The organism is Micromonospora sp. NPDC048839, assembly GCF_040649915.1.
Classification (GTDB): domain Bacteria; phylum Actinomycetota; class Actinomycetes; order Mycobacteriales; family Micromonosporaceae; genus Micromonospora.
The window spans coordinates 473,284-491,597 of the sequence record NZ_JBEZGL010000003.1 but is presented as its reverse complement, the minus strand read 5'-3'; the positions used below and the strand labels follow the sequence as shown (position 1 = coordinate 491,597).

General features: G+C 71.9%; 16 protein-coding genes. 7 read left to right on the top strand and 9 right to left on the bottom strand.

Features of this window, described 5'->3' with window-relative positions:
- Window positions 1-14: 14 nt before the first annotated feature.
- The 5 genes from AB0C25_RS08345 to AB0C25_RS08325 all read right to left on the bottom strand — a co-directional run bounded on the left by AB0C25_RS08345 (window position 15) and on the right by AB0C25_RS08325 (window position 6,098).
- Window positions 15-1,616: a carboxyl transferase domain-containing protein gene (locus AB0C25_RS08345; protein ID WP_357370863.1), complete on the bottom strand. Its 1,602-nt coding sequence runs from the start codon at window positions 1,614-1,616 to the stop codon at window positions 15-17.
- Complete coding sequence (locus AB0C25_RS08340) at window positions 1,613-2,809, bottom strand: acyl-CoA dehydrogenase family protein (protein ID WP_357370861.1); 1,197 nt, start codon at window positions 2,807-2,809, stop codon at window positions 1,613-1,615. Before AB0C25_RS08340 ends, AB0C25_RS08345 begins: the two co-directional genes overlap by 4 nt.
- Window positions 2,810-2,982: 173 nt before the next feature.
- Window positions 2,983-4,659 carry an acyclic terpene utilization AtuA family protein gene (locus AB0C25_RS08335; RefSeq protein ID WP_357370859.1) on the bottom strand — a complete coding sequence of 559 codons (1,677 nt, stop codon included), beginning with the start codon at window positions 4,657-4,659 and terminating at the stop codon, window positions 2,983-2,985.
- The gene (locus tag AB0C25_RS08330; RefSeq protein WP_357370856.1) at window positions 4,656-5,453 is read right to left on the bottom strand and encodes a TIGR03084 family metal-binding protein; all 798 of its coding nucleotides are present in this window, start codon (window positions 5,451-5,453) and stop codon (window positions 4,656-4,658) included. Before AB0C25_RS08330 ends, AB0C25_RS08335 begins: the two co-directional genes overlap by 4 nt.
- Window positions 5,454-5,492: 39 nt before the next feature.
- Entirely contained in the window at window positions 5,493-6,098 is a 606-nt protein-coding gene (locus tag AB0C25_RS08325; RefSeq protein ID WP_357252940.1) for a TetR/AcrR family transcriptional regulator, read from the bottom strand.
- 236 nt (window positions 6,099-6,334) lie between these two features.
- Here AB0C25_RS08325 and AB0C25_RS08320 point away from each other — a divergent pair, with 236 nt between their 5' ends.
- A complete protein-coding gene (locus AB0C25_RS08320) occupies window positions 6,335-8,089 on the top strand; it encodes a helix-turn-helix domain-containing protein (protein ID WP_357370854.1) in 1,755 nt (584 codons plus the stop codon).
- A 100-nt stretch (window positions 8,090-8,189) separates the two neighbouring features.
- On the opposite strand, the gene AB0C25_RS08315 is transcribed toward AB0C25_RS08320, so the two are convergent.
- From AB0C25_RS08315 to AB0C25_RS08305, 3 genes are all read right to left on the bottom strand, one after another.
- Window positions 8,190-10,274 carry a hypothetical protein gene (locus tag AB0C25_RS08315; RefSeq protein ID WP_357370852.1) on the bottom strand — a complete coding sequence of 695 codons (2,085 nt, stop codon included), beginning with the start codon at window positions 10,272-10,274 and terminating at the stop codon, window positions 8,190-8,192.
- 227 nt (window positions 10,275-10,501) lie between these two features.
- Entirely contained in the window at window positions 10,502-11,257 is a 756-nt protein-coding gene (locus AB0C25_RS08310; protein ID WP_357370850.1) for a metallophosphoesterase family protein, read from the bottom strand.
- Between the two features lie 138 nt (window positions 11,258-11,395).
- Window positions 11,396-12,073: a Crp/Fnr family transcriptional regulator gene (locus AB0C25_RS08305; protein ID WP_110563686.1), complete on the bottom strand. Its 678-nt coding sequence runs from the start codon at window positions 12,071-12,073 to the stop codon at window positions 11,396-11,398.
- A 142-nt stretch (window positions 12,074-12,215) separates the two neighbouring features.
- Between AB0C25_RS08305 and AB0C25_RS08300 the strand changes: the two genes are divergently transcribed.
- The 6 genes from AB0C25_RS08300 (at window position 12,216) to AB0C25_RS08275 (ending at window position 17,575) form a co-directional block, all read left to right on the top strand.
- The gene (locus tag AB0C25_RS08300) at window positions 12,216-12,878 is read left to right on the top strand and encodes an adenosylcobinamide amidohydrolase (RefSeq protein ID WP_357370849.1); all 663 of its coding nucleotides are present in this window, start codon (window positions 12,216-12,218) and stop codon (window positions 12,876-12,878) included.
- A gap of 56 nt (window positions 12,879-12,934) precedes the next feature.
- On the top strand, window positions 12,935-14,116 hold the full coding sequence (locus AB0C25_RS08295; protein ID WP_357370847.1) for a CapA family protein: 1,182 nt from the start codon (window positions 12,935-12,937) through the stop codon (window positions 14,114-14,116).
- 41 nt (window positions 14,117-14,157) lie between these two features.
- Window positions 14,158-14,946 carry an endonuclease III gene (nth, locus tag AB0C25_RS08290; RefSeq protein ID WP_357252930.1) on the top strand — a complete coding sequence of 263 codons (789 nt, stop codon included), beginning with the start codon at window positions 14,158-14,160 and terminating at the stop codon, window positions 14,944-14,946.
- On the top strand, window positions 14,943-15,644 hold the full coding sequence (locus tag AB0C25_RS08285; RefSeq protein WP_357370845.1) for a TlpA disulfide reductase family protein: 702 nt from the start codon (window positions 14,943-14,945) through the stop codon (window positions 15,642-15,644). Before nth ends, AB0C25_RS08285 begins: the two co-directional genes overlap by 4 nt.
- A complete protein-coding gene (locus AB0C25_RS08280; RefSeq protein ID WP_357370843.1) occupies window positions 15,641-16,333 on the top strand; it encodes a CoA pyrophosphatase in 693 nt (230 codons plus the stop codon). The genes AB0C25_RS08285 and AB0C25_RS08280 overlap by 4 nt, the downstream gene beginning before the upstream one ends.
- Before the next feature lie 63 nt (window positions 16,334-16,396).
- A complete protein-coding gene (locus AB0C25_RS08275; protein ID WP_357370841.1) occupies window positions 16,397-17,575 on the top strand; it encodes a MarP family serine protease in 1,179 nt (392 codons plus the stop codon).
- A 13-nt stretch (window positions 17,576-17,588) separates the two neighbouring features.
- Here AB0C25_RS08275 and AB0C25_RS08270 read toward each other — a convergent pair whose 3' ends face one another.
- Window positions 17,589-18,293, bottom strand: a complete 705-nt coding sequence (locus AB0C25_RS08270) for a phosphatase PAP2 family protein (protein ID WP_357370839.1) — start codon at window positions 18,291-18,293, stop codon at window positions 17,589-17,591.
- Window positions 18,294-18,314: the final 21 nt, after the last annotated feature.

The window sequence follows — 18,314 nt, the reverse complement described above, 5'->3', positions numbered from 1 at the left end:
CGGCTTCGCCCTCTCTACATCCGGAAGACGCCGAAACCGTCGGCGCCCTCCACCGGTCCGCTGTGGATCGCCGAGAGGCAGAGCCCGAGGACGGTACGCGTGTCCCGCGGGTCGATCACCCCGTCGTCGTAGAGCCGACCGGAGAGGAAGAGCGCTCCCGACTGCGACTCGATCTGCTGCTCGACCATCATCCGCATCGCGGTGTCGGACTCCTCGTCGAAGGAACGTCCCCGGGCGGCGGCGGCCTGCCGGGCCACGATCGACAGCACCCCGGCGAGCTGTGCCGGACCCATCACCGCCGACTTCGCGTTCGGCCAGGTGAACAGGAACCTCGGCTCGTACGCGCGACCGCACATGCCGTAGTTGCCGGCCCCGTACGAGGCACCGAGGTTCACCGTCAGGTGCGGCACCGTCGAGTTGGACACCGCGTTGATCATCAGAGCGCCGTGCTTGATGATTCCGCGCTGCTCGTACTCGGTGCCGACCATGTAGCCGGTGGTGTTCTGCAGGAAGATCAGCGGTGTGTTCGCGGCGTTCGCGAGCTGGATGAACTGGGCCGCCTTCTGGGCCTCCGCGCTGAACAGCACCCCCCGGGCGTTGGCCAGCACACCCACCGGGTACCCGTGCAGTTCGCCCCAGCCGGTGACCAGGGCGTCCCCGTACGCCGGCTTGAACTCGTCGAAGTCGCTGCCGTCCAGGATCCGGGCCAGCACCTCGCGGGGATCGAACGGCACCTTCAGGTCGGCGCTGGTGATGCCGAGCAGCTCCTCCGGGTCGTACTTCGGCGGCTGCGGCACCGCCGTCCGGGGCGCCGGGCCGTGCTTGCGCCAGTTCAGCCGGCGTACGCACTGCCGGGCCAGGCGGATGCCGTCCCGCTCGTCGGCGGCCAGGTAGTCGGCGAGCCCGGACGTGCCGGCGTGCATCGCCGCACCGCCCAGCGACTCGTCGTCGGTGACCTCGCCGGTCGCCATCCTCACGAGCGGCGGCCCGGCCAGGTACACCTGCGACCGGTCCCGAATCATGATCACGTGGTCGGACATCCCCGGCACGTACGCGCCACCGGCCGTGGCGTTGCCGAAGACCACGCTGACCGTCGGGATGCCCGCCGCCGAGAGCCGGGTCAGGTCCCGGAACACCCGACCACCAGGGATGAAGATCTCCGCCTGGGTGGGCAGGTCCGCCCCGGCCGACTCGACCAGGTTGACCATCGGCAGCCGGTTGGCCAGGGCGATCTCACCGGCCCGCCGGGTCTTGGCGAGGGACCACGGGTTCACCGCGCCACCGCGTACCGTCGGGTCGTTGGCGACGATCAGGCACTCCACGCCCTCGACCACCCCGATGCCGGTGACCACGCTGGCCCCGACCGGGAAGTCCGTGCCGTACGCGGCGACCGGTGACAGCTCCAGGAACGGGCTGTCGGCGTCCACCAGCAGCTCGATCCGCTCCCGGGGGAGCAGCTTGCCGCGCCCGTGGTGCCGGGCCACGTACTTCTCACCACCACCCGCCCGCGCCTGGTCCAGCGCGGCGTCCAGTTCAGCCAGCCGCTCCAGCAGAGCCACCCGGTTCGCCGCGTACGCCGGTGCGGACGGGTCGACCGCGCTGTGAAGAGTCGTCATAGGCCCATGCCCTTCGCGATGATCTCGTTCATGATCTCGGTGGTGCCGCCGCCGATGCCGAGGATCCGGGCGTCCCGGTAGTGCCGCTCCACCTCGGCGTCGCGCAGGTAGCCGAAGCCGCCGTGCAGTTGCAACGCCTGGTCCACGACCTGGTCGCAGGCGGCCACCGCCACGTTCTTCGCCATCGCCACCTCGGTCACCACCGGCTCGCCGGCGACCACCCGGGTGGCCACCTCGTGCACGTACGACCGGGCCGCCTCGGCCCGGGTGTGCATCTCGGCCAACCGGTGCCGGATCAGCTGCCGGCTGGCCAGCGGACGCCCGAAGGTCTCCCGGTCCCGACACCAGCGCACCGTCAGCTCGACGCAGCGCTGCGCGGTGGCGTACGCCTGGGTGGCCAACGAGAGCCGCTCCGCCGCGAAGTGCTGCATGATCGCCAGGAAGCCGGTGTTCTCGGCGCCGATCCGGTTGGTGACCGGCACCCGCACGTCGACGAACGACAGCTCGGCGGTGTCCGAGCAGTGCCAGCCCAGCTTCTCCAGCCGGCGTCCCACGGTGAACCCGGGCAGCCCCTTGTCGATGACCAGCAGGGTGAGTTCGCCGCTGCCGGGAAAGTCGGTACACACCGCCGTGGTGACGAAGTCGGCCCGGTGCCCGCTGGTGATGTACGTCTTCGACCCGTTCACCACGTAGTGGTCGCCGTCCCGGCGGGCGGTCGTGCGGATGCCTGCCACGTCCGAACCACTGTCCGGCTCGGTGATGGCCAGCGCACCGATCATCGTGCCGGCCAGGGTGGGGCGGACGTACCGCTCGATCAGGCTGTCGTCGACCGGGGACGCGGTGCCGCCGAGCCGGCCGCCCAGCGAGCCACCGGAGCGGGCGCCGGCCGCCGCGACCATGTGCGGCAACGCGATGCCGTGCGTGAACAGGGCCGCCACCAGGCCGGACGAGCCGCCGGACCGGATCAGCTCCTCGGTCACGATGATCGAGTCGAGCAGGTCCCCGCCGCTGCCGCCGACCGACTCGGGAAAGCCGATGCCGAGCAGACCGAGCTTCGCGGCGGTTGCGTGCAGTGACCGGGGCACCTCGCCGGCCCGCTCCCAGCCGTCCAGGTGCGGCAGCACCTCCCGGATCACGAAGGCCCGGGTCAACTCGCGCAGGTGCCGCCGCTCCGGGGTGTCCACGATGCTCACGGGGCTACCTCTGTTCGCGACTGCGGGGCTCGCAGAAGCGGCTCACTCCTCGCGCTCACGGGGCGACCTCTGTTCGCGACTGCGGGGCTCGCAGAAGCGGCTCACTCCTCGCGCTCACGGGGCGACCTCTGTTCGCGACTGCGGGGCTCGCAGAACCGGCTCACTCCTCGCGCTCACGGGGCTACCCCCGGCGCCACCTCGGCTGGCAGGTCGACGATCCGGGCGCGCAGCAGCTCCCCGAGCGCCTTGGCCTGCGGGTCGAACCGGGTGGACGCGGCCACCCCGGCCCCGAGCAGACCCTCGATCACGAAGTTGACCGCGCGCAGGTTCGGCAGTTCGTAGCGCCGTACCGACAGTGGCGCGGTCTCCGGCAACAGTTCGGCCAGCCGCTCGACGGTCAGCCAGGCGCGCAGCCACGCGTACCCGGCTTCGGTCCGTGCCCAGACACCGAGGTTGGCATCCCCACCCTTGTCCCCGGAGCGTGCGCCGACCAGCTCGCCGAGCGCCCCGCGCCGCGTCGGTCCGCCAACCGCCGTGCCGGCGTACGGGACTGTCTCGTCCGCCGGCACGGCGGCGGTGCGGATCGGTGGGGCGATCGGCACCCGTTGACCATCGGGCAGTACCGCGACGTGTGCCACCGCGTCCTGCGGCGTCGAGTCGGCGGTGAAGACGCCGTACGGGGTCGCGTCACCCGGCAGGGTGGTCAGTGTGCAGCCCGGGTACGAGGCCAGCGCCAGCTCCACCGCGGCGGCCGAGAAGGCCCGTCCGGCCCGCGTCCGGTCACCGTCCCGCAGGTGTACGTGCAGCAGGGCACTCGCGGCCTCGGTGTCGGCGGCGTCCACGTGGTCGGTGCGGGCCAGCGTGAACTCCAACCCGTCCTTTCCCACCGCCTCCTCGACCTGCCCCCGGACCAGGGTTGCCTTCGCCTCGATGTCGAGTCCGCAGAGGACGAAGGTCATCGAGTTGCGGAAGCCACCGAGGTTGTTGACGCCCACCTTGAGCGTGGGCGGTGGCGGCGTACCCCGGGCACCGGAGACCCGCACCCGGTCCGGTCCGTCCTGGCGCAGCGTCACCGTGTCCAGTCGGGTCACCACATCCGGCCCCAGGTACGCCGGCCCACCGATCTCGTAGAGCAGCTGTGCGGTGACCGTCTCCACGGTGACGGCGCCACCGGTGCCCGCATGCTTGGTGAGCACCGTCGAGCCGTCGGCGTGCACCTCGGCGATCGGAAAGCCGGGCCGGTGCCCGCCGTCGGGCAGCTCCGTGAAGAAGCTGAAGTTGCCACCGGTGACCTGAGCGCCGCATTCGACGAGGTGCCCCGCCACGGTCGCCCCGGCCAGCTCGTCGAGGTCGTCGCGGCCCCAGCCGTACCGGGCGATGGCCGGGCCGACGACGAGCGACGCGTCGGTGACCCGACCGGTGACCACCACGTCCGCACCGCCGTCGAGGCACGCCGCGATGCCGAACGCGCCGAGGTAGGCGTTCGCGCTCAACGCGTCCGGCCGCTGGAGGGCGTCGCCCTCGACGTACCCGACCCGGGCCGGCAGGCCCAGCCGGACGGCGAGTGCGGTGATGGCGGCGGCCAGGCCGGCCGGGTTCAACCCGCCGGCGTTGGTCACGATCCGCACCCCCCGTTCCAGGGCGGTGCCGAGGCACGTCTCCAGTTGCCGCAGGAACGTCTTCGCGTACCCCAGGTCGGGGTCGCGCAGCCGGTCCCGGGCGAGGATCAGCATGGTCAGCTCGGCCAGGTAGTCACCGGTCAGCACGTCCAACTCGCCGCCGTCGAGCATCTCCTGCCAGGCGGTGAACCGGTCCCCGTAGAAACCGGAGGCGTTGCCGATCCGGATCATGCCGGCGTCCCCTTCCCGCCGGCCGGCTGCCGGCCGTCGCCGGGCGGCCCGGCGAACGCCTGCGCCACGTCGAGCCACTCGTCGGCGACCGGCCCGGTGGCGACCAGGGCGAGGTCCGCGCGGTGTCGGCGCTGGGTGACCAGCAGGCAGAAGTCCAGGGCGGGGCCGCTCAGCCGGTCGGCGGCGTCCGCCGGACCCCAGGTCCAGACGTCGCCGCCGGGCCCGACCAGCTCGACCCGGACCGGCGTCGTCGGTATGTCCCGGCCGTGGGCGGCGAACCCGTGCCCGAGGGTACGCACACCGAGGTGCGCGACGTGCCGGAGTCGGTCGCTCGCGGGTCGGACGACGCCGAGCGTGTCGGCCACGTCCTCGCCGTGTGCCCAGGTCTCCATGATCCGGGCGGTCGCCATCGAGGTGGCCGACATCCGGGTGCCGAACCACTGCAGTTTCTCGCCGGCCGGTACGGCGGCCAGCGCGTCGGCGAGCGCCGCCCGGCCGGCCCGCCAGCGGGCGAGCAGTTCGGCGGGCGGGGCGAGGAACTCCTCGGCGCCGTCATCGACCATGCGGGTCGGGTCCGGCGCGGCGGTCACCGCCGCGAAGAACGCCTCGGCGTCGGTGGCCGCCAGCAGCGACACGTGATCGGTCCAGGCGAGGTGGGCGATCTGGTGCCCGATGCTCCAGCCCGGCGCGAGGGTCGGTCGAGCCCAGTCGGTCGCCGGTAACGGCGCCACCAGGCTGTCCAGTTGGGCGGACTCGGCGGCCAGATCCGCGAGCAGGTCGGTGAGATCGACCATGGGTGCCTCCGGTCGGTTTGTGGCCGGCGCGGCCAGCGGTCAGGGCGTGAGCAGGGTGGCGAGTTGGCGCTTCCAGGTGCTCAGCAGGGCGGTACGGCGGGCCGAGTCGTCGTTGAGCAGGTTGGCCACCCCGAGCCCGCGGAGCAGGTCGAGAGTGGCCTGGACCGCCTCGCGAACACCGGGTCGACGCTCGTCGACACCGAGTAGGGCCACGGTGAGGCGGTGCATCTCTCGGCCGACCGTCGCCTCCAGCGGCACCAGGGCGTCGCGGAGTTCCTGGTCGGTGCGGGCGGCGACCCAGAGTTCGAGGGCGGCCACGAACAGCGGCCCGGTGAACGCCACGCCGAGCAGGTCGATCACCCGGTCCAGCCGCTGCGGACCGGCCGGCAACGCCTCGGCCTCGGTGCGTAGCTCGACGGCCCGCCGCTCGGCGAGATGGGCCACGGCGGCTGTCACCAGCGCCGCCTTCGTCGGGTAGTGGTGCAGTTGAGCGCCGCGCGAGACACCGGCCCGCGCGGCGACGACTGTGGTCGTGGTGCCGGACCAGCCGTGCTCGATCAGGCAGTCGACCGTCGCCTCCAGCAGACGGGCCTGGGTGGCGCGGCTGCGCTCCTGCTGAGGGACGCGCGTCGATGCGGTGGGCACGGAACCAGCCTGCGGCCTCGGAAACAAACAGTCAAGACTGACTTTTTTGGCCCTGTCGCTCCACTCGCCGCCGGGGCGTCGGCGCGGTACCGGTCGGCGGCCAGCCCGAGCGTCGCCCTGGTTGCGGCGGTTGTTCTGGTTTGAGCCGCACGAGGTAGCGGTACGCCGAACGATCGGCTTGAATCGGTCCGCACGGCTGTGGGCGCGCTGGCAGAGACGCGGGGGACGAACGGTCGATGGCGAACGAGCGGTACAACAACGGCACAGCACCTGACCCGGCGACCGCCGGGTCGGCTGCCGAGTTTGTGGCCCAGATGCGGGCGCTACGGCAGTGGTCCGGACTGACCATTCGGCAGGTGTCGAAGAGGGCACGGGATGCCGGCGACGTGCTCCCACACAGCACCCTGAACACCGCCCTGGGCCGGGCCAACCTGCCGAGGGAGACGCTTGTCGCGGCGTTCGCCCGGGCCTGCGGAGGCGATCAGAACACGGTGGACCGCTGGGTCGCCGCGCGCAAGGCGCTTGCCGCGGCCACCGCAGGTCAGCCCGAGCCGGTCGCCGTCGCCGTCGCCGCCGATCCGGGCGTGGCCGATGCCGACTCGTTCGTCGACGAGCCGAGGGTCCGCCCACCGTGGGGGCTGCTCGACGCGGTGCCACCCCTGCCGGCGGAGTTGGCACCGGGACCCGGCTGGGGGCTCGACGACTCGACCGCGTTGGCAGCCGAGACCGCGGAACGCACCGACGACTCGGCGGCTGGTGGTGAGCAGCCTGTCGCCGTCGCGGCGAGCGCCGGTGAGCCGCTCGTCGCCGATGCGCGGGATGCCGGCGGGCAGCCTGTCGCCGCCACGGCGGGCACGAGCGAGCCGCACGGTTCGGTCGCGTTCGGGCCGGGTCCGGGTGTCCCGGGCCGGCGCGTGCCGAGTGACGAGTCGCTGAGCCGCGAACCCGACGCGGCGAGTGGGCGGCCCGAGCCGGTCGCTGCCGAGTCGACGCCGATCGAGGACACGCCGGTCCGTCCCCTCCTCTACGCCGATGGACCGCTGGCCACGGCCGTGAAGGGCCAGCGCAACAGCGCCTGGGCGGGATTGCACCGCAAACGTGCACCGAACGCCGACGCTGCCCCCGCACCACTGCGGCTGCGGGACTTCGTGCCGCCGCTCGCCTTCCGGTTCCGTCGGCCGACACGCGTACTCCTCGGCGTCGTGGTGCTGCTGCTGATCGTGGTGGCCGGCGGCCTGGTCGTCCGGACCCTTCGCGATCCCGACGCGGGCAACGATCCACCGGCGGTGCTCGCCGAGCCGACGGCCAGCCCAGACGTCGACGTGCAGTTGCCGCCCGCGGACGCTGGCGCGCGGACACCGAACCCGAGCCTGCCACCGACCAGCGCCGGACCGGCGGTCACCAGTCCCGCGCCGGGTGCGCCCAGGTCGAGTGCGCCCGCGCTGAGTGCGCCCGGGTCGAGTGCGCCCGGGTCGAGTGCACCCCAGGTGGCGCAGACGAAGGCGGCCACCACGCTGCCCGCCGCGGGGCAGTACCGCATGATGCCGGCAGCCACCGTCGGGCAGTCGTACTGCGTGGGCGTGGGTCCGGAGCCTGGGAACGACCGCCCGGAGGTGGCGACGCTCGTTCCCTGCGCCCAGGCCGAGCCGGCCACCAGCGAACTGCGGAAGGTCGGCTCGAACACGTACCAGATCTACTGGGCGCACCCGTCCGGGGACGGTGGTTGCCTGCAGGTCGACCCCGACCCGAACGGCGAACCGTCGACCGCTGACGGGCAACTGGTGGCCCCCCGCAGCTACTGCAGCCGTCCGGATCAACGATTCGTCCTCGAACCGGCGCAGAGCAGCGCGGGTCAGGGTTACCGGCTGCACGCCACGTCCGCACCGAACAGGTGCATCGGCCCGATCGGCGGCAGCCGGTCCGCGGGTACGGCGATCGCCCAGGTGTCGTGCTCCAACGACACCGCGCAGGTGTTCCTCTTCAAGCGGTGATGCTCTCCGGCCAGCCACTCGTACGTCCTGGTTGGTGGTCGGTCGGGGCGATGTCCCGCGCAGAGCGACCATCGACTGCTCCTGACCGCCTGTTCCCGCCCTACTTGCCGCCGGTCTTCTTCGTGCCCTTGCCACCGGTCTTCTTGGTGTCCTTGTCGGTGTCCGCGGTCTTCTTGGGTGTGGTCTTGTTGCCGGTGGTGGTCTTCTTGGCGGTGGGTGTGGTGGTGGTGTTGCGGGCGTTCTGTTCGCGGAGTTTGCGGGTGCGTTCGGTGACGCAGGTGTCGTAGCCGCCGCACTCGACGCGGGCCTGCCGGTAGGCGGGGTCGTTGTTGGATCGGTTGGCGCGCGTGGTGGTGGTCTTCTTGGTGTCGGTCTTCTTGGTGGTGGTGGTCTTCTTGGGTGTGGTCCGGTTGCCGGTGGTGGTCTTCTTGGCGGTGGGTGCGTTGGTGGTGTTGCGGGCGTTCTGCTCGCGGAGTTTGCGGGTGCGCTCGGTGACGCAGGTGTCGTAGCCGCCGCACTCCTTACGGGCCTGGAGGTACGCGGCGTCGTTGTTGGACCGGTCGGCCTGCTTCTTGAGCTTGGTGTCGAGTTCGCGGAGCTTGCGGGTGCGCTCGACGACGCAGGTGTCATAGCCCCCGCAGTCCTGGCGGGCTCGCTGGTAGGTGGGATCGTTGTTCGACCGGTCGGCCTGCTTCTTGACCTTGGTGTTCAGCTCCCGGAGTTTGCGGGTGCGTTCGACGACGCAGGTGTCGTAGCCGCCGCACTCGACGCGCGCCTGTCGGTACACGGCGTCGTTGTTGGATCGGTCGGCCTGCTTCTTGAGCTTGGTGTCGAGTTCGCGGAGCTTGCGGGTGCGATCCGTGACGCAGGTGTCGTAGCCGCCGCAGTCCCGGTGGGCCTGGAGGTAGTTGCGGTCGTTCCTCGACCGCTTCGCGATGTTCTCGGCCTCCTCGTACTTGATCAGTGCCGGGCCGATCCGCAGCGCCTCGGTCTGTCGAAAGCCCTTCGACCCGTCGAAGTCGCGCCGGGTCTTCTCCCACGGGCTGCGCTCCGGATACTCGCGGTAGTCGGCGATGATGCGCCGGCGCAGCGCCGGATCCTCCATCGCGCGGTGCAGCAGCTTCTCGTCCTCCACCCGGCCGTGCTTGCGGATCTCGTCGGCGATGCCCTGGCCGATCAGGTCGCTGGCGCCGCTGTCGACCCGCGGGCCGCCCGGCCGGAACAGCGAGGACCATGGACGCGTCGCCTTCGGGCCGACGGACCGGGGTCCCTTCGGCTCGGTCCTGGTCGCGCCGGTCGGTGGCTTCTTCGGCCCCTTCGGTTCCTTGGGGCCACGGGCGGTGGTGCCGGAGGCGTCGCCGCCGTCGCCCCTGCGGCGGTCGTAGTCGGCCTTCTCCGCCTCGGCCTCGGCCAGTGCCTTCTGGACGGCGTCGCGCTTCTTCGTCAGCTCCTTCTTGGCGCCTGGCAGAGCACCCCGCCGCTCGGCCTTGGCCAGATCACGGTCCAGATCATCGAGCGTGTTCCGCAGCCGTTTGATGGTCCCGTCGTGGTCGGGCTTGGTGGGCGTCGCATCAAGGAGGCTGCGACGGTTGTTGGCCACGTCCTTCCGCTTCTGTGGCAACTTGGCCGCCGCCTTGGCCCTTTGCTCCGGCGACCGGGTGGTGTCCTTCGCGATCTCCGTCAGCTTCTTGAGCTCTCGTTCGCTCTTCGCAAGCTTCTTTTCCAGGGCCGCAACGCGCTTCTGCGACTTGCGGTAGATCGCCTCGCCGTCCTGGACCAGGGGGTAGAGGTCCTTCAAGCCGAAGCCGGTCTTGCCCTCCGCCACCCACCCCTGGACCCTGTTGATGACCTGGTCCGCGATGATCTTCTTCATGTAGTTCGGGTCGTCCGGGGTCGGTGAGCCCAGGGTCGAAATGTCGTACCCGAGTTTCGCGAGCATCCGGCGGGCTCGCGACATCGCGTTACGGGATTCGGCCGGGTCCGGCGTCGGGCTGGCCGCCGCCGGGCGCTCGTCCGGATCTCCGGGGGCAGCCGACGCTGCCGAGGCCGGGGCGACGAGCAGGAGGCTCGCCGCGACGGCGACCACCGCGACCAGCGGCACCAGCCAACCGCGCACCACCGTCGCCCACCGCGCCAACAGCCAGCCGGTCCGCGTGGAACGGCCTTCCGCATGCCTGGTACCCATCACTGCCCTCCAGTTTTCGTCTGCCACGGTCACCCGCCGCCCAGGGCGGCCGGCCGGCCCGGATCACGACCGGGCCGGTGGGCGCCGGACGTCGCGGCCGGCGCTAACTCGTTCCATGACAGCCGTCCCCACCGTGTCCCGGAAGAGCAGCCGCAGGTCGGGACAGTCCCGGACAGCTCTGGACGGGGTCCGGGCGCAGGGGAGGGGCGGGTAGGGAGGTGAACGGGTCAGACCCGGCTTGAGCGGCCGTCGCGGGGAGCGAAGACGGCGAGCGCCTCGGCGTCACTGTGCCGGGACCGCAGGTATTCCTCGGCCCACTCGGCGGCGTCCGGGAAGGTCGAGTCGGCGGCCACCCGGGCGCAGGCGGCGTCGACATCGAAGCGGGTACGGCGGAGCTGGACGCCCGGCCCGAGCAGCGCCCAGTACGCCCCCGCGCCGCCGTACGGCATGCCGATGCTGCCCGGGTTGACCACCAGACGCCGATCGACCAGTCGGGTGAAGGGCATGTGGGTGTGGCCGCAGACCACCGTCGTCACCTCGGCCGGCACCTCGGCGAACACCTCCGCCCAGCGTTCCATCCGGCTGTCGACGAGGACGACCTCCTCGTCGTCGCGCGGGGTGGCGTGGCAGAACAACGTCGGTCCGAGGCCGTCGATCTCCAGGGTCACCGTCAGCGGGAGCGCGGCCAGCCGATCCAGCTGGTCGTCGCGCAGCTGCCCGGCGGCCCAGTTCGACACCTCGATGGAGGCGGCGCGGCCGGCGCGGGCCTCGACCAGCTCGCGCTCGCAGTTGCCGCCGACCCAGCAGACCCGGTCGCCGAGATCAGCGAGCAGGTCCAACACCTCGACCGGTTGTGGACCGGCCGCGATGTCCCCGGTGAGCACGATCAGATCGGCGGTGGCGACGTCCGGCTCGGCCAGTACGGCCTCCAGCGCGGGCAGCACACCGTGGATGTCGGAGAGGACAGCGACTCGGTTCGGCATCAGCCCACCCTGGGGGCTGATGCTGCGCCGGGTCCAGCGAATCTGCGGCGGGCAGACGACGAAATCCGGCCCGGTCCGCGTGCTGCGGGCCGGGCCGGAACGTCGCGGGCACCGGGGGTGGTAGCCCGGCGCGCCGGGTCAGACGCGGGCGCGCCGGGCCAGGCGCTCCGGGTCCAGGATGATGATGCTCTTGCCGTCCAGGCGCAGCCAGCCGCGCGAGGCGAAGTCGGCGAGCGCCTTGTTGACCGTCTCCCGGGAGGCGCCGACGAGCTGGGCGATCTCCTCCTGAGTGAGGTCGTGGGTCACCCGCAGGACGCCACCGTCGCGGGTGCCGAACCGACCAGCCATCTGGAGCAGGTTCTTCGCGACCCGACCCGGCACGTCCGTGAAGATCAGGTCGGCGAGCGAGTCGTTCGTCCGTCGCAGCCGCCGGGCGAGCACCCGAAGCAGTTGCTCGGCGATCTCCGGGCGGTTGGCCAGCCACGGCCGCAGCGCCTGCTTGCGCAGTCGTACGAGCCGGGTGTCCGTTACCGCGGTGGCGGTCGCCGTACGCGGACCCGGGTCGAAGAGCGACAGCTCACCGACCATGTCCGAAGGCCCCATAACCGCGATCAGGTTCTGCCGGCCGTCCGCTGCGCGGCGACCAACCTTGATCTTCCCGGACAGCAGGATATAGAGGCTGTCACCGGGCTCGCCCTCATTGAAAACGATCTCGCCCTTGCGGACTTCGATCGTCTCCATCTCCTTGGCAAGCGCCTCGGCAGCTTCCGGGTCGACACCCTGGAAGATCCCGCTGCGGGCCAGTACCTCGTCCATCGCGCACCTCCGGTTGCGCGTGCCGTCCGTCGGCCGGGTCCGCCGTCCGCTGATCCCCTCGCGCGCCGCCAAGTCTAGGCGCACATGAGCTTGAATCAGAGGTCGCCCCTGGAATCTTGATCGTTGGCGTAACCTGCCCGACGTGCTGAGCGAGCCAACTCTGACCAGTCGCTCCGAGGACGGGTGGGACATTCCACTGCTCGTCTGGCGCGCCGACGGACCTCTACGGGCCGTCAGCAGTGGCCCGCTGGGCGGTGGAATCGGCGTCCGGCACTGGGTGCTGAACGCGACAGTGCCGATGTCGTACGACCGGGACGACCCGGCCGCCCACCTGACCGCGCTCGCCGCCGACCTCGCCCTCCACGGACCCGGCGTTGGTCTGCTGACCGGCGTCGACGTGGCCGAGGTGGTGCCCCGGGCCGACACCGGGGTCCGGGCCTGGGCGACGGTCGGGCTCGGCACGCCGGTGCTCGCGGCCGCGCCGGCTCCGGCCGGGCTCGTCCAGCGGGTCGGCACGGTCAACATCGTGGTGTACGTGCCAGCCCGACTCGCCGACTCGGCACTGATCAACGCGGTGGCCACGGCGACCGAGGCGAAGACCCAGGCGATCACCGACCTCGGACTGCCGGGGACCGGCACCCCGACCGACGCGGTCACCGTGCTCTGCCCGGTCGACGGGCCGGAGGCCGCGTACGGGGGGCCGCGCTCCACCTGGGGCGCCCCGCTCGCCCGAGCGGTGCACGCCGCGGTGCTCGCCGGGGGTGCTCGGGCGGTCGTTCCCTGGTCAGAGCAGCTTCCCGACTGAACTTCCGACCGATCGGCTGTCGTCGGCGCGTTGCCGGCCCGGTAGGGTCGCGAGCGATGTATGCTCCCGCCCCTACCGCGTCCCGCCCGCGTCGCCGCGTCGTCCTCGGCCTCGCCGGGCTGCTGGCCACCCTGCTCGTCGCCGGCTGCGGCGACCCCGGCGGCGAGAGGGCCCCCGTCTGGCAGCCCGGTGCCGGCGGCGGCGGCACCGGCGCGCCGGTGACCACGGCCGGCCCGGAGGCCACCGGGCCGGCGGACTCCGCCACGGGCGGCGCGATCTCGCTCTCCGCCACCGGCGACATCATCATGGGCAACGCGCCGAGCCGGCTGCCCGCCGCCGGAGGCAAGGGCTTCTTCACCTCGGTCACCGAGGCGCTCAAGGCCGACCTGGTGATGGGCAACCTGGAAGAGCCGCTGACCGTGGACACCGGCACCGGTAAGTGCGGTGCCAACTCCACCCGCTGCTTCCAGTTCCGCGCCCCACCGGAGTACGCCGCGCACCTGCGCGACGCCGGCTTCGACGTGCTCAACCAGGCCAACAACCACGGCTACGACTACGGGCCGAAGGGCTACGAGAACACCCAGCAGGCGCTGGAGAAGTACGACCTGCGCCACACCGGTGCACCGGACCAGATCACCGTGGTCGACGTCAAGGGCGTCAAGGTCGCGGTGGCCGGCTTCTCGTCGTACGTCTGGTCCAACAGCCTGGTCGACATCGCCGAGGCGAAGGCCGTGGTCGCCAAGGCCGCCACCATGGCCGACCTGGTCGTGGTGCAGGTGCACATGGGTGGCGAGGGCGCGGACAAGACCCGGGTCAAGCCGGGCACCGAGATGTTCCTGGGCGAGAACCGGGGCGACCCGGTCAAGTTCTCCCACGCCATGATCGATGCCGGCGCCGACCTGATCGTCGGACACGGGCCGCACGTGCTGCGCGGCATGGAGTTCTACCAGGGCCGGCTGATCGCGTACAGCCTGGGCAACTTCGCCGGCGGCGGCAACTCGCTGAGCAACGACGGCCGCCTCGGCTGGGGCGGGGTACTGAAGGTGTCGCTGAAGCCGGACGGCAGCTGGGCCGGTGGCTCGTTCACCTCGACGTACATGAACGGCGCCGGTAAGCCGACGATGGACTCGAACGACAGGGGTCTGGGCCTGATCGGCGACCTGAGCGGGAGTGACTTCCCGAAGAGTGGCGCCCGGTTCGACGAGCAGGGCCAGATCTCTCCGCCAACGGGCGGCTGACCCGAGCGGGAACGTCCGGGGCGCGACGTAGGCTGACCGTCGTGACCAGTAGTCCCCCCGGTGCCAGCGAGACCGACCTCGGGCGCACCCGCCGTGCCCGCAAGATCGGCCGGGTGCTGACCGAGACGCATCCCGACGCGCACTGCGAGCTGGACCACTCCAGCGCCCTGGAGCTGTCCGTCGCCACGATCCTCTCCGCGCAGTGCACGGACAAGAAGGTCAACGAGGTCACCCCGAAGCTCTTCGCCCGCTATCCGAGCGCCGCCGCGTACGCCGGTGCCGACCGTGGCGAGATGGAGGAGCTGATCCGGCCCACCGGTTTCTACCGCAACAAGACCGACTCGCTGATCAAGCTCGGCCAGGCTCTCCTCGACCGGTACGACGGCAGTGTCCCCGGCCGGCTCGCCGATCTGGTGACGCTGCCCGGGATCGGCCGTAAGACCGCGAACGTGATCCTCGGCAATGCCTTCGACGTTCCCGGCATCACCGTCGACACGCACTTCCAGCGGCTGGTGCACAGGTGGCGGCTGACCAGCGAAACCGACCCGGTCAAGATCGAGCATGCGATCGGCGCGCTGTACCCGAAGCGCGACTGGACCATGCTGTCGCACCGGATCATCTTCCACGGGCGGCGGGTCTGCCACGCCCGCAAACCGGCCTGTGGGGCGTGCACCCTCGCGAAGCTCTGCCCCTCGTACGGCACCGGCCCGACCGAGCCCGCCGCCGCCGCGAAGCTGCTCAAGGGGCCTCGGGCGCGGGACCTGGCGGTGGCCGCCGGGGTCGACCCGGAGCTGGTGCCCGCCCAGGCGGTCGCCGCGGAGGTGCCATGAACCGCCGCCTCGCCCTGGTGATCCTGCCGCTGCTGCTGACCCTCGCCGGCTGCACCAGCGGTGCCGCCGACGATCCGGCCCCCCGTCGGGCCGCCGCTGAGCGACCATCACCGTTCCGGGACTGCTCCACGTTGAGCGCCCGACCCGCGGCTGCCTCGCCCGGCTCCGCCACACCCGGCGCGCCCGGCGCGACTGCCCCCGCGTCGCCCGCCGCCACGCCCGGCGCGACGGCCTCCGTAACCGGTGCCGGCGCGACGGCCCCCGCCGCTGGTGGTCGGGCGCTGCCGGAGCTGACGCTGGCCTGCTTCACCGGCGGCGCGCCCGTCGCCCTCCGGGACGTGGCCGGGCCGGTGGTGATCAACGTGTGGGCCTCCTGGTGCCCGCCGTGCCGCAAGGAGCTGCCCGCCTTCCAACGCCTCAGCGAGCGGGCCGGCGGTCAGCTCCAGGTGCTCGGGGTCAACAGCCGGGACAGCCGCAGCGCGGCCCAGGCCATCGGTGAGGACTTCGGCATCCGGTTCCCGATCCTGGTCGACCAGGGTGAGGCGCTGCAACGCGAGCTGGAACGTAATTTCTTCCCCATGACCATCTTCGTCGGCGTCGACGGTCGGGTCCGGCACGTCGAGGCCAGCGGTGCGCTCGACGATGCCCAACTCGCCGCGCTGGTCCGTAAGCACCTCGGCCTGACGGTGTCCGCGTGACCCGTCGACCGCCCGAGTGGATCGAGCCGTTGCTGACCCGGCTCGGCACCGCCCGCGCCGAGGACTTCACCCGGCTGACCACTCCGGCCGAGGGTGGTCGGGAGAGCGCCGTGCTGGTGCTGCTCGGCGAGCAGCCCGGCGTCGGCCCCGACGTGCTGGTCCTGCAACGTGCCGCCACGCTGCGTACCCACGCCGGTCAGCCGGCCTTTCCCGGCGGCGCGGCCGACCCGGAGGACGCCGACGTCCGGGCCACCGCCCTCCGCGAGGCGAACGAGGAGGTCGGCCTCGACCCGACCAGCGTGACCGTGTTGGCCGAGCTGCCGAAGCTGTGGATCCCGGTCAGCGATTTCGTGGTCACCCCGGTGCTGGCCTGGTGGCACGAACCGCACCCGGTGCACCCCCGGGAGCCGGCCGAGGTGGCGCACGTGGCCCGCCTGCCGGTGAGTGAGCTGGTCGACCCGGCCAACCGGCTGCGGGTCCGCCACCCGAGCGGCTGGATCGGCCCGGCGTTCTCCGCACGGGGGATGCTCGTCTGGGGCTTCACCGCCGGGGTGCTGGCCACCCTCTTGGAGATGGGCGGCTGGGCTCGTCCATGGCCGCGTGAGCGGGTGGTGGAGCTGCCGCCGAGCGGAGCGGCCCCAGCCCCGTCGGCGGGCACCGACGACGCCGACGAGAGTGCCCTGCGCTGACCGCGCCTTCACTTTCCGCAAGCGATGGTCATCCGGTGGGCACACTGCCCGTACGCTTGACCCGTGTCCGTCGTGGATCTGCTCCTGCTCCTGCTCATGCTCCTGTTCGCGATCAGCGGATACCGTCAGGGCTTCGCCATCGGCATCCTGTCGCTCGCCGGGTTCTTCCTGGGTCTGTTGCTGGGTCTCCAGCTCGGGCCGCTGTTCGCCAGGCAGTTCGTGGATCCCGTCGCCCGGGTGCTGATCTCGCTGGTGGCGATCTTCGGGCTGGCAGTGATCGGGCAGGCGCTCGCCGGCTGGCTCGGCTCACGCCTGCGTAAGACGATCACCAGTGAGGTGGGCAGGCGGGCCGACGACATCGGCGGAGCCGTCGTCTCACTGCTCGCGGTGCTCCTGTTCGCCTGGCTGATCGCCGTGCCGTTCGGCTCGTCCGCGGTGCCCTGGATCGCCGCCGCGGTGCGCAACAGCGCGCTGATCACGGTGGTGAACCGGGTCCTGCCCAACCAGGCCCACGATCTGACCACGGCGTTGCAGGACACTCTCGACACCGACGGGTTCCCGGACGTCTTCGGTGACCTCGCGCCCACGCGCGCCCGGCAGGTCGAGCCGCCCGACCCGGCACTGGCCGGCTCGCAGGTGGTGGTCAACGGGCAGCGGTCGGTCGTCAAGGTGCTCGGCTCCGCGCCCAGCTGTTCACGCCGCATCGAGGGTTCCGGCTTCGTGTACGCCGACGACCGGGTGATGACCAACGCGCACGTCGTCGCCGGGACCCGCTCGGTCGCCGTGGAGCTGGGCGGCGAGCGGTACGACGGCAAGGTGGTGGTCTACGACCCGGACCGGGACCTGGCCGTGCTACTCGTACCCGGACTGCCCGGTCCGTCCCTGCGGTTCGCTGCCGGCAACGCGGGCAGCGGCGCCGACGCCATCGTGCTCGGCTTCCCGCTCGACGGCCCCTACAACGCGCAGTCGGCGCGGATCCGCGACGTCGACCGGATCAAGGGACCGGACATCTACTCCGACGGTGACGTCACCCGGGAGATCTACACGATCCGGGCGCTGGTCCGCAGCGGCAACTCGGGCGGTCCGCTGCTCTCCTCCAACGGTCTGGTGCTCGGCGTGATCTTCGCGGCGGCGGTCGACGACTCGAACACCGGCTTCGCGGTGACCGCGGCCGAGGCCCGTCCGGTCGCGCTGGCCGGTGCCGAACGTAACCGGCAGGTCGGCACCGGCGAGTGCACCTGACCGCCGTGCGGGGTCAGCTGGGGGCCGGCGCGGCTCGTCGCGCGGTCGGCAGCTTCGCCCGCCCCCACCGCAGCCCGCGGTCCAGCACGGCACGGGCCATGACCGCGACGCAGGTGCCGCCGTTGAGGAAGGACGCCACCACGTCGCTCGGGTGGTGCATCCCCCGGTACATGCGGGTCAACGCCACGCCCAGCGGCACCATCAGCAGCAGCGTCCACCAGGCGACCTTCGCCCCGGTGCTGCGGACCCGCAGGGCCATCAGCACGGCGATGCCGACGTAGAGCGCCACCGCCGCCGAGGTGTGCCCGGACGGGAAGCTCGACGTGGGCGGCGAGACGTCCATGTGCTCCACCGCCGGCCGCTGCCTGTCGATCACCATCGTGGTCAGCAGGAACACCAGCGCCTGGGCGGTGACCGCCGCGCACAGGAACAGGGGCTCCCGCCAGCGCTTCAGCCAGAGCCGCAGCGCCAGCGCCACCAGCACGGTGACCACGACGATCATCTGGGTGCTGGCCAGTGTGCTGAACACCAGCGAGACGTTGTTCCAACCGCCGGTGCGGTCGCCGGCGAACTCCCGATTCACCGCGTCCTCGACGGTGAACGGCCAGGTCCGGGCGAGGACGCGGGTGACCAGCACTCCGAGCAGCACCATGACGCCGAACAGGAGGGACACCGGCAGCAGCACCCGCCGGACGATCTGGACCACGGTGTCGGGCATGAGCCGGCCAGTACCCGTTCG

Coding starts and splice junctions, on each gene's coding strand:
- AB0C25_RS08295 (WP_357370847.1), top strand. CDS start 12,935: ATGTATGCTCCCGCCCCTACCGCGTCCCGCCCGCGTCGCCGCGTCGTC.
- AB0C25_RS08345 (WP_357370863.1), bottom strand. CDS start 1,616: ATGACGACTCTTCACAGCGCGGTCGACCCGTCCGCACCGGCGTACGCG.
- AB0C25_RS08320 (WP_357370854.1), top strand. CDS start 6,335: ATGGCGAACGAGCGGTACAACAACGGCACAGCACCTGACCCGGCGACC.
- AB0C25_RS08305 (WP_110563686.1), bottom strand. CDS start 12,073: ATGGACGAGGTACTGGCCCGCAGCGGGATCTTCCAGGGTGTCGACCCG.
- AB0C25_RS08330 (WP_357370856.1), bottom strand. CDS start 5,453: ATGGTCGATCTCACCGACCTGCTCGCGGATCTGGCCGCCGAGTCCGCC.
- AB0C25_RS08310 (WP_357370850.1), bottom strand. CDS start 11,257: ATGCCGAACCGAGTCGCTGTCCTCTCCGACATCCACGGTGTGCTGCCC.
- AB0C25_RS08270 (WP_357370839.1), bottom strand. CDS start 18,293: ATGCCCGACACCGTGGTCCAGATCGTCCGGCGGGTGCTGCTGCCGGTG.
- AB0C25_RS08335 (WP_357370859.1), bottom strand. CDS start 4,659: ATGATCCGGATCGGCAACGCCTCCGGTTTCTACGGGGACCGGTTCACC.
- AB0C25_RS08315 (WP_357370852.1), bottom strand. CDS start 10,274: ATGGGTACCAGGCATGCGGAAGGCCGTTCCACGCGGACCGGCTGGCTG.
- AB0C25_RS08285 (WP_357370845.1), top strand. CDS start 14,943: ATGAACCGCCGCCTCGCCCTGGTGATCCTGCCGCTGCTGCTGACCCTC.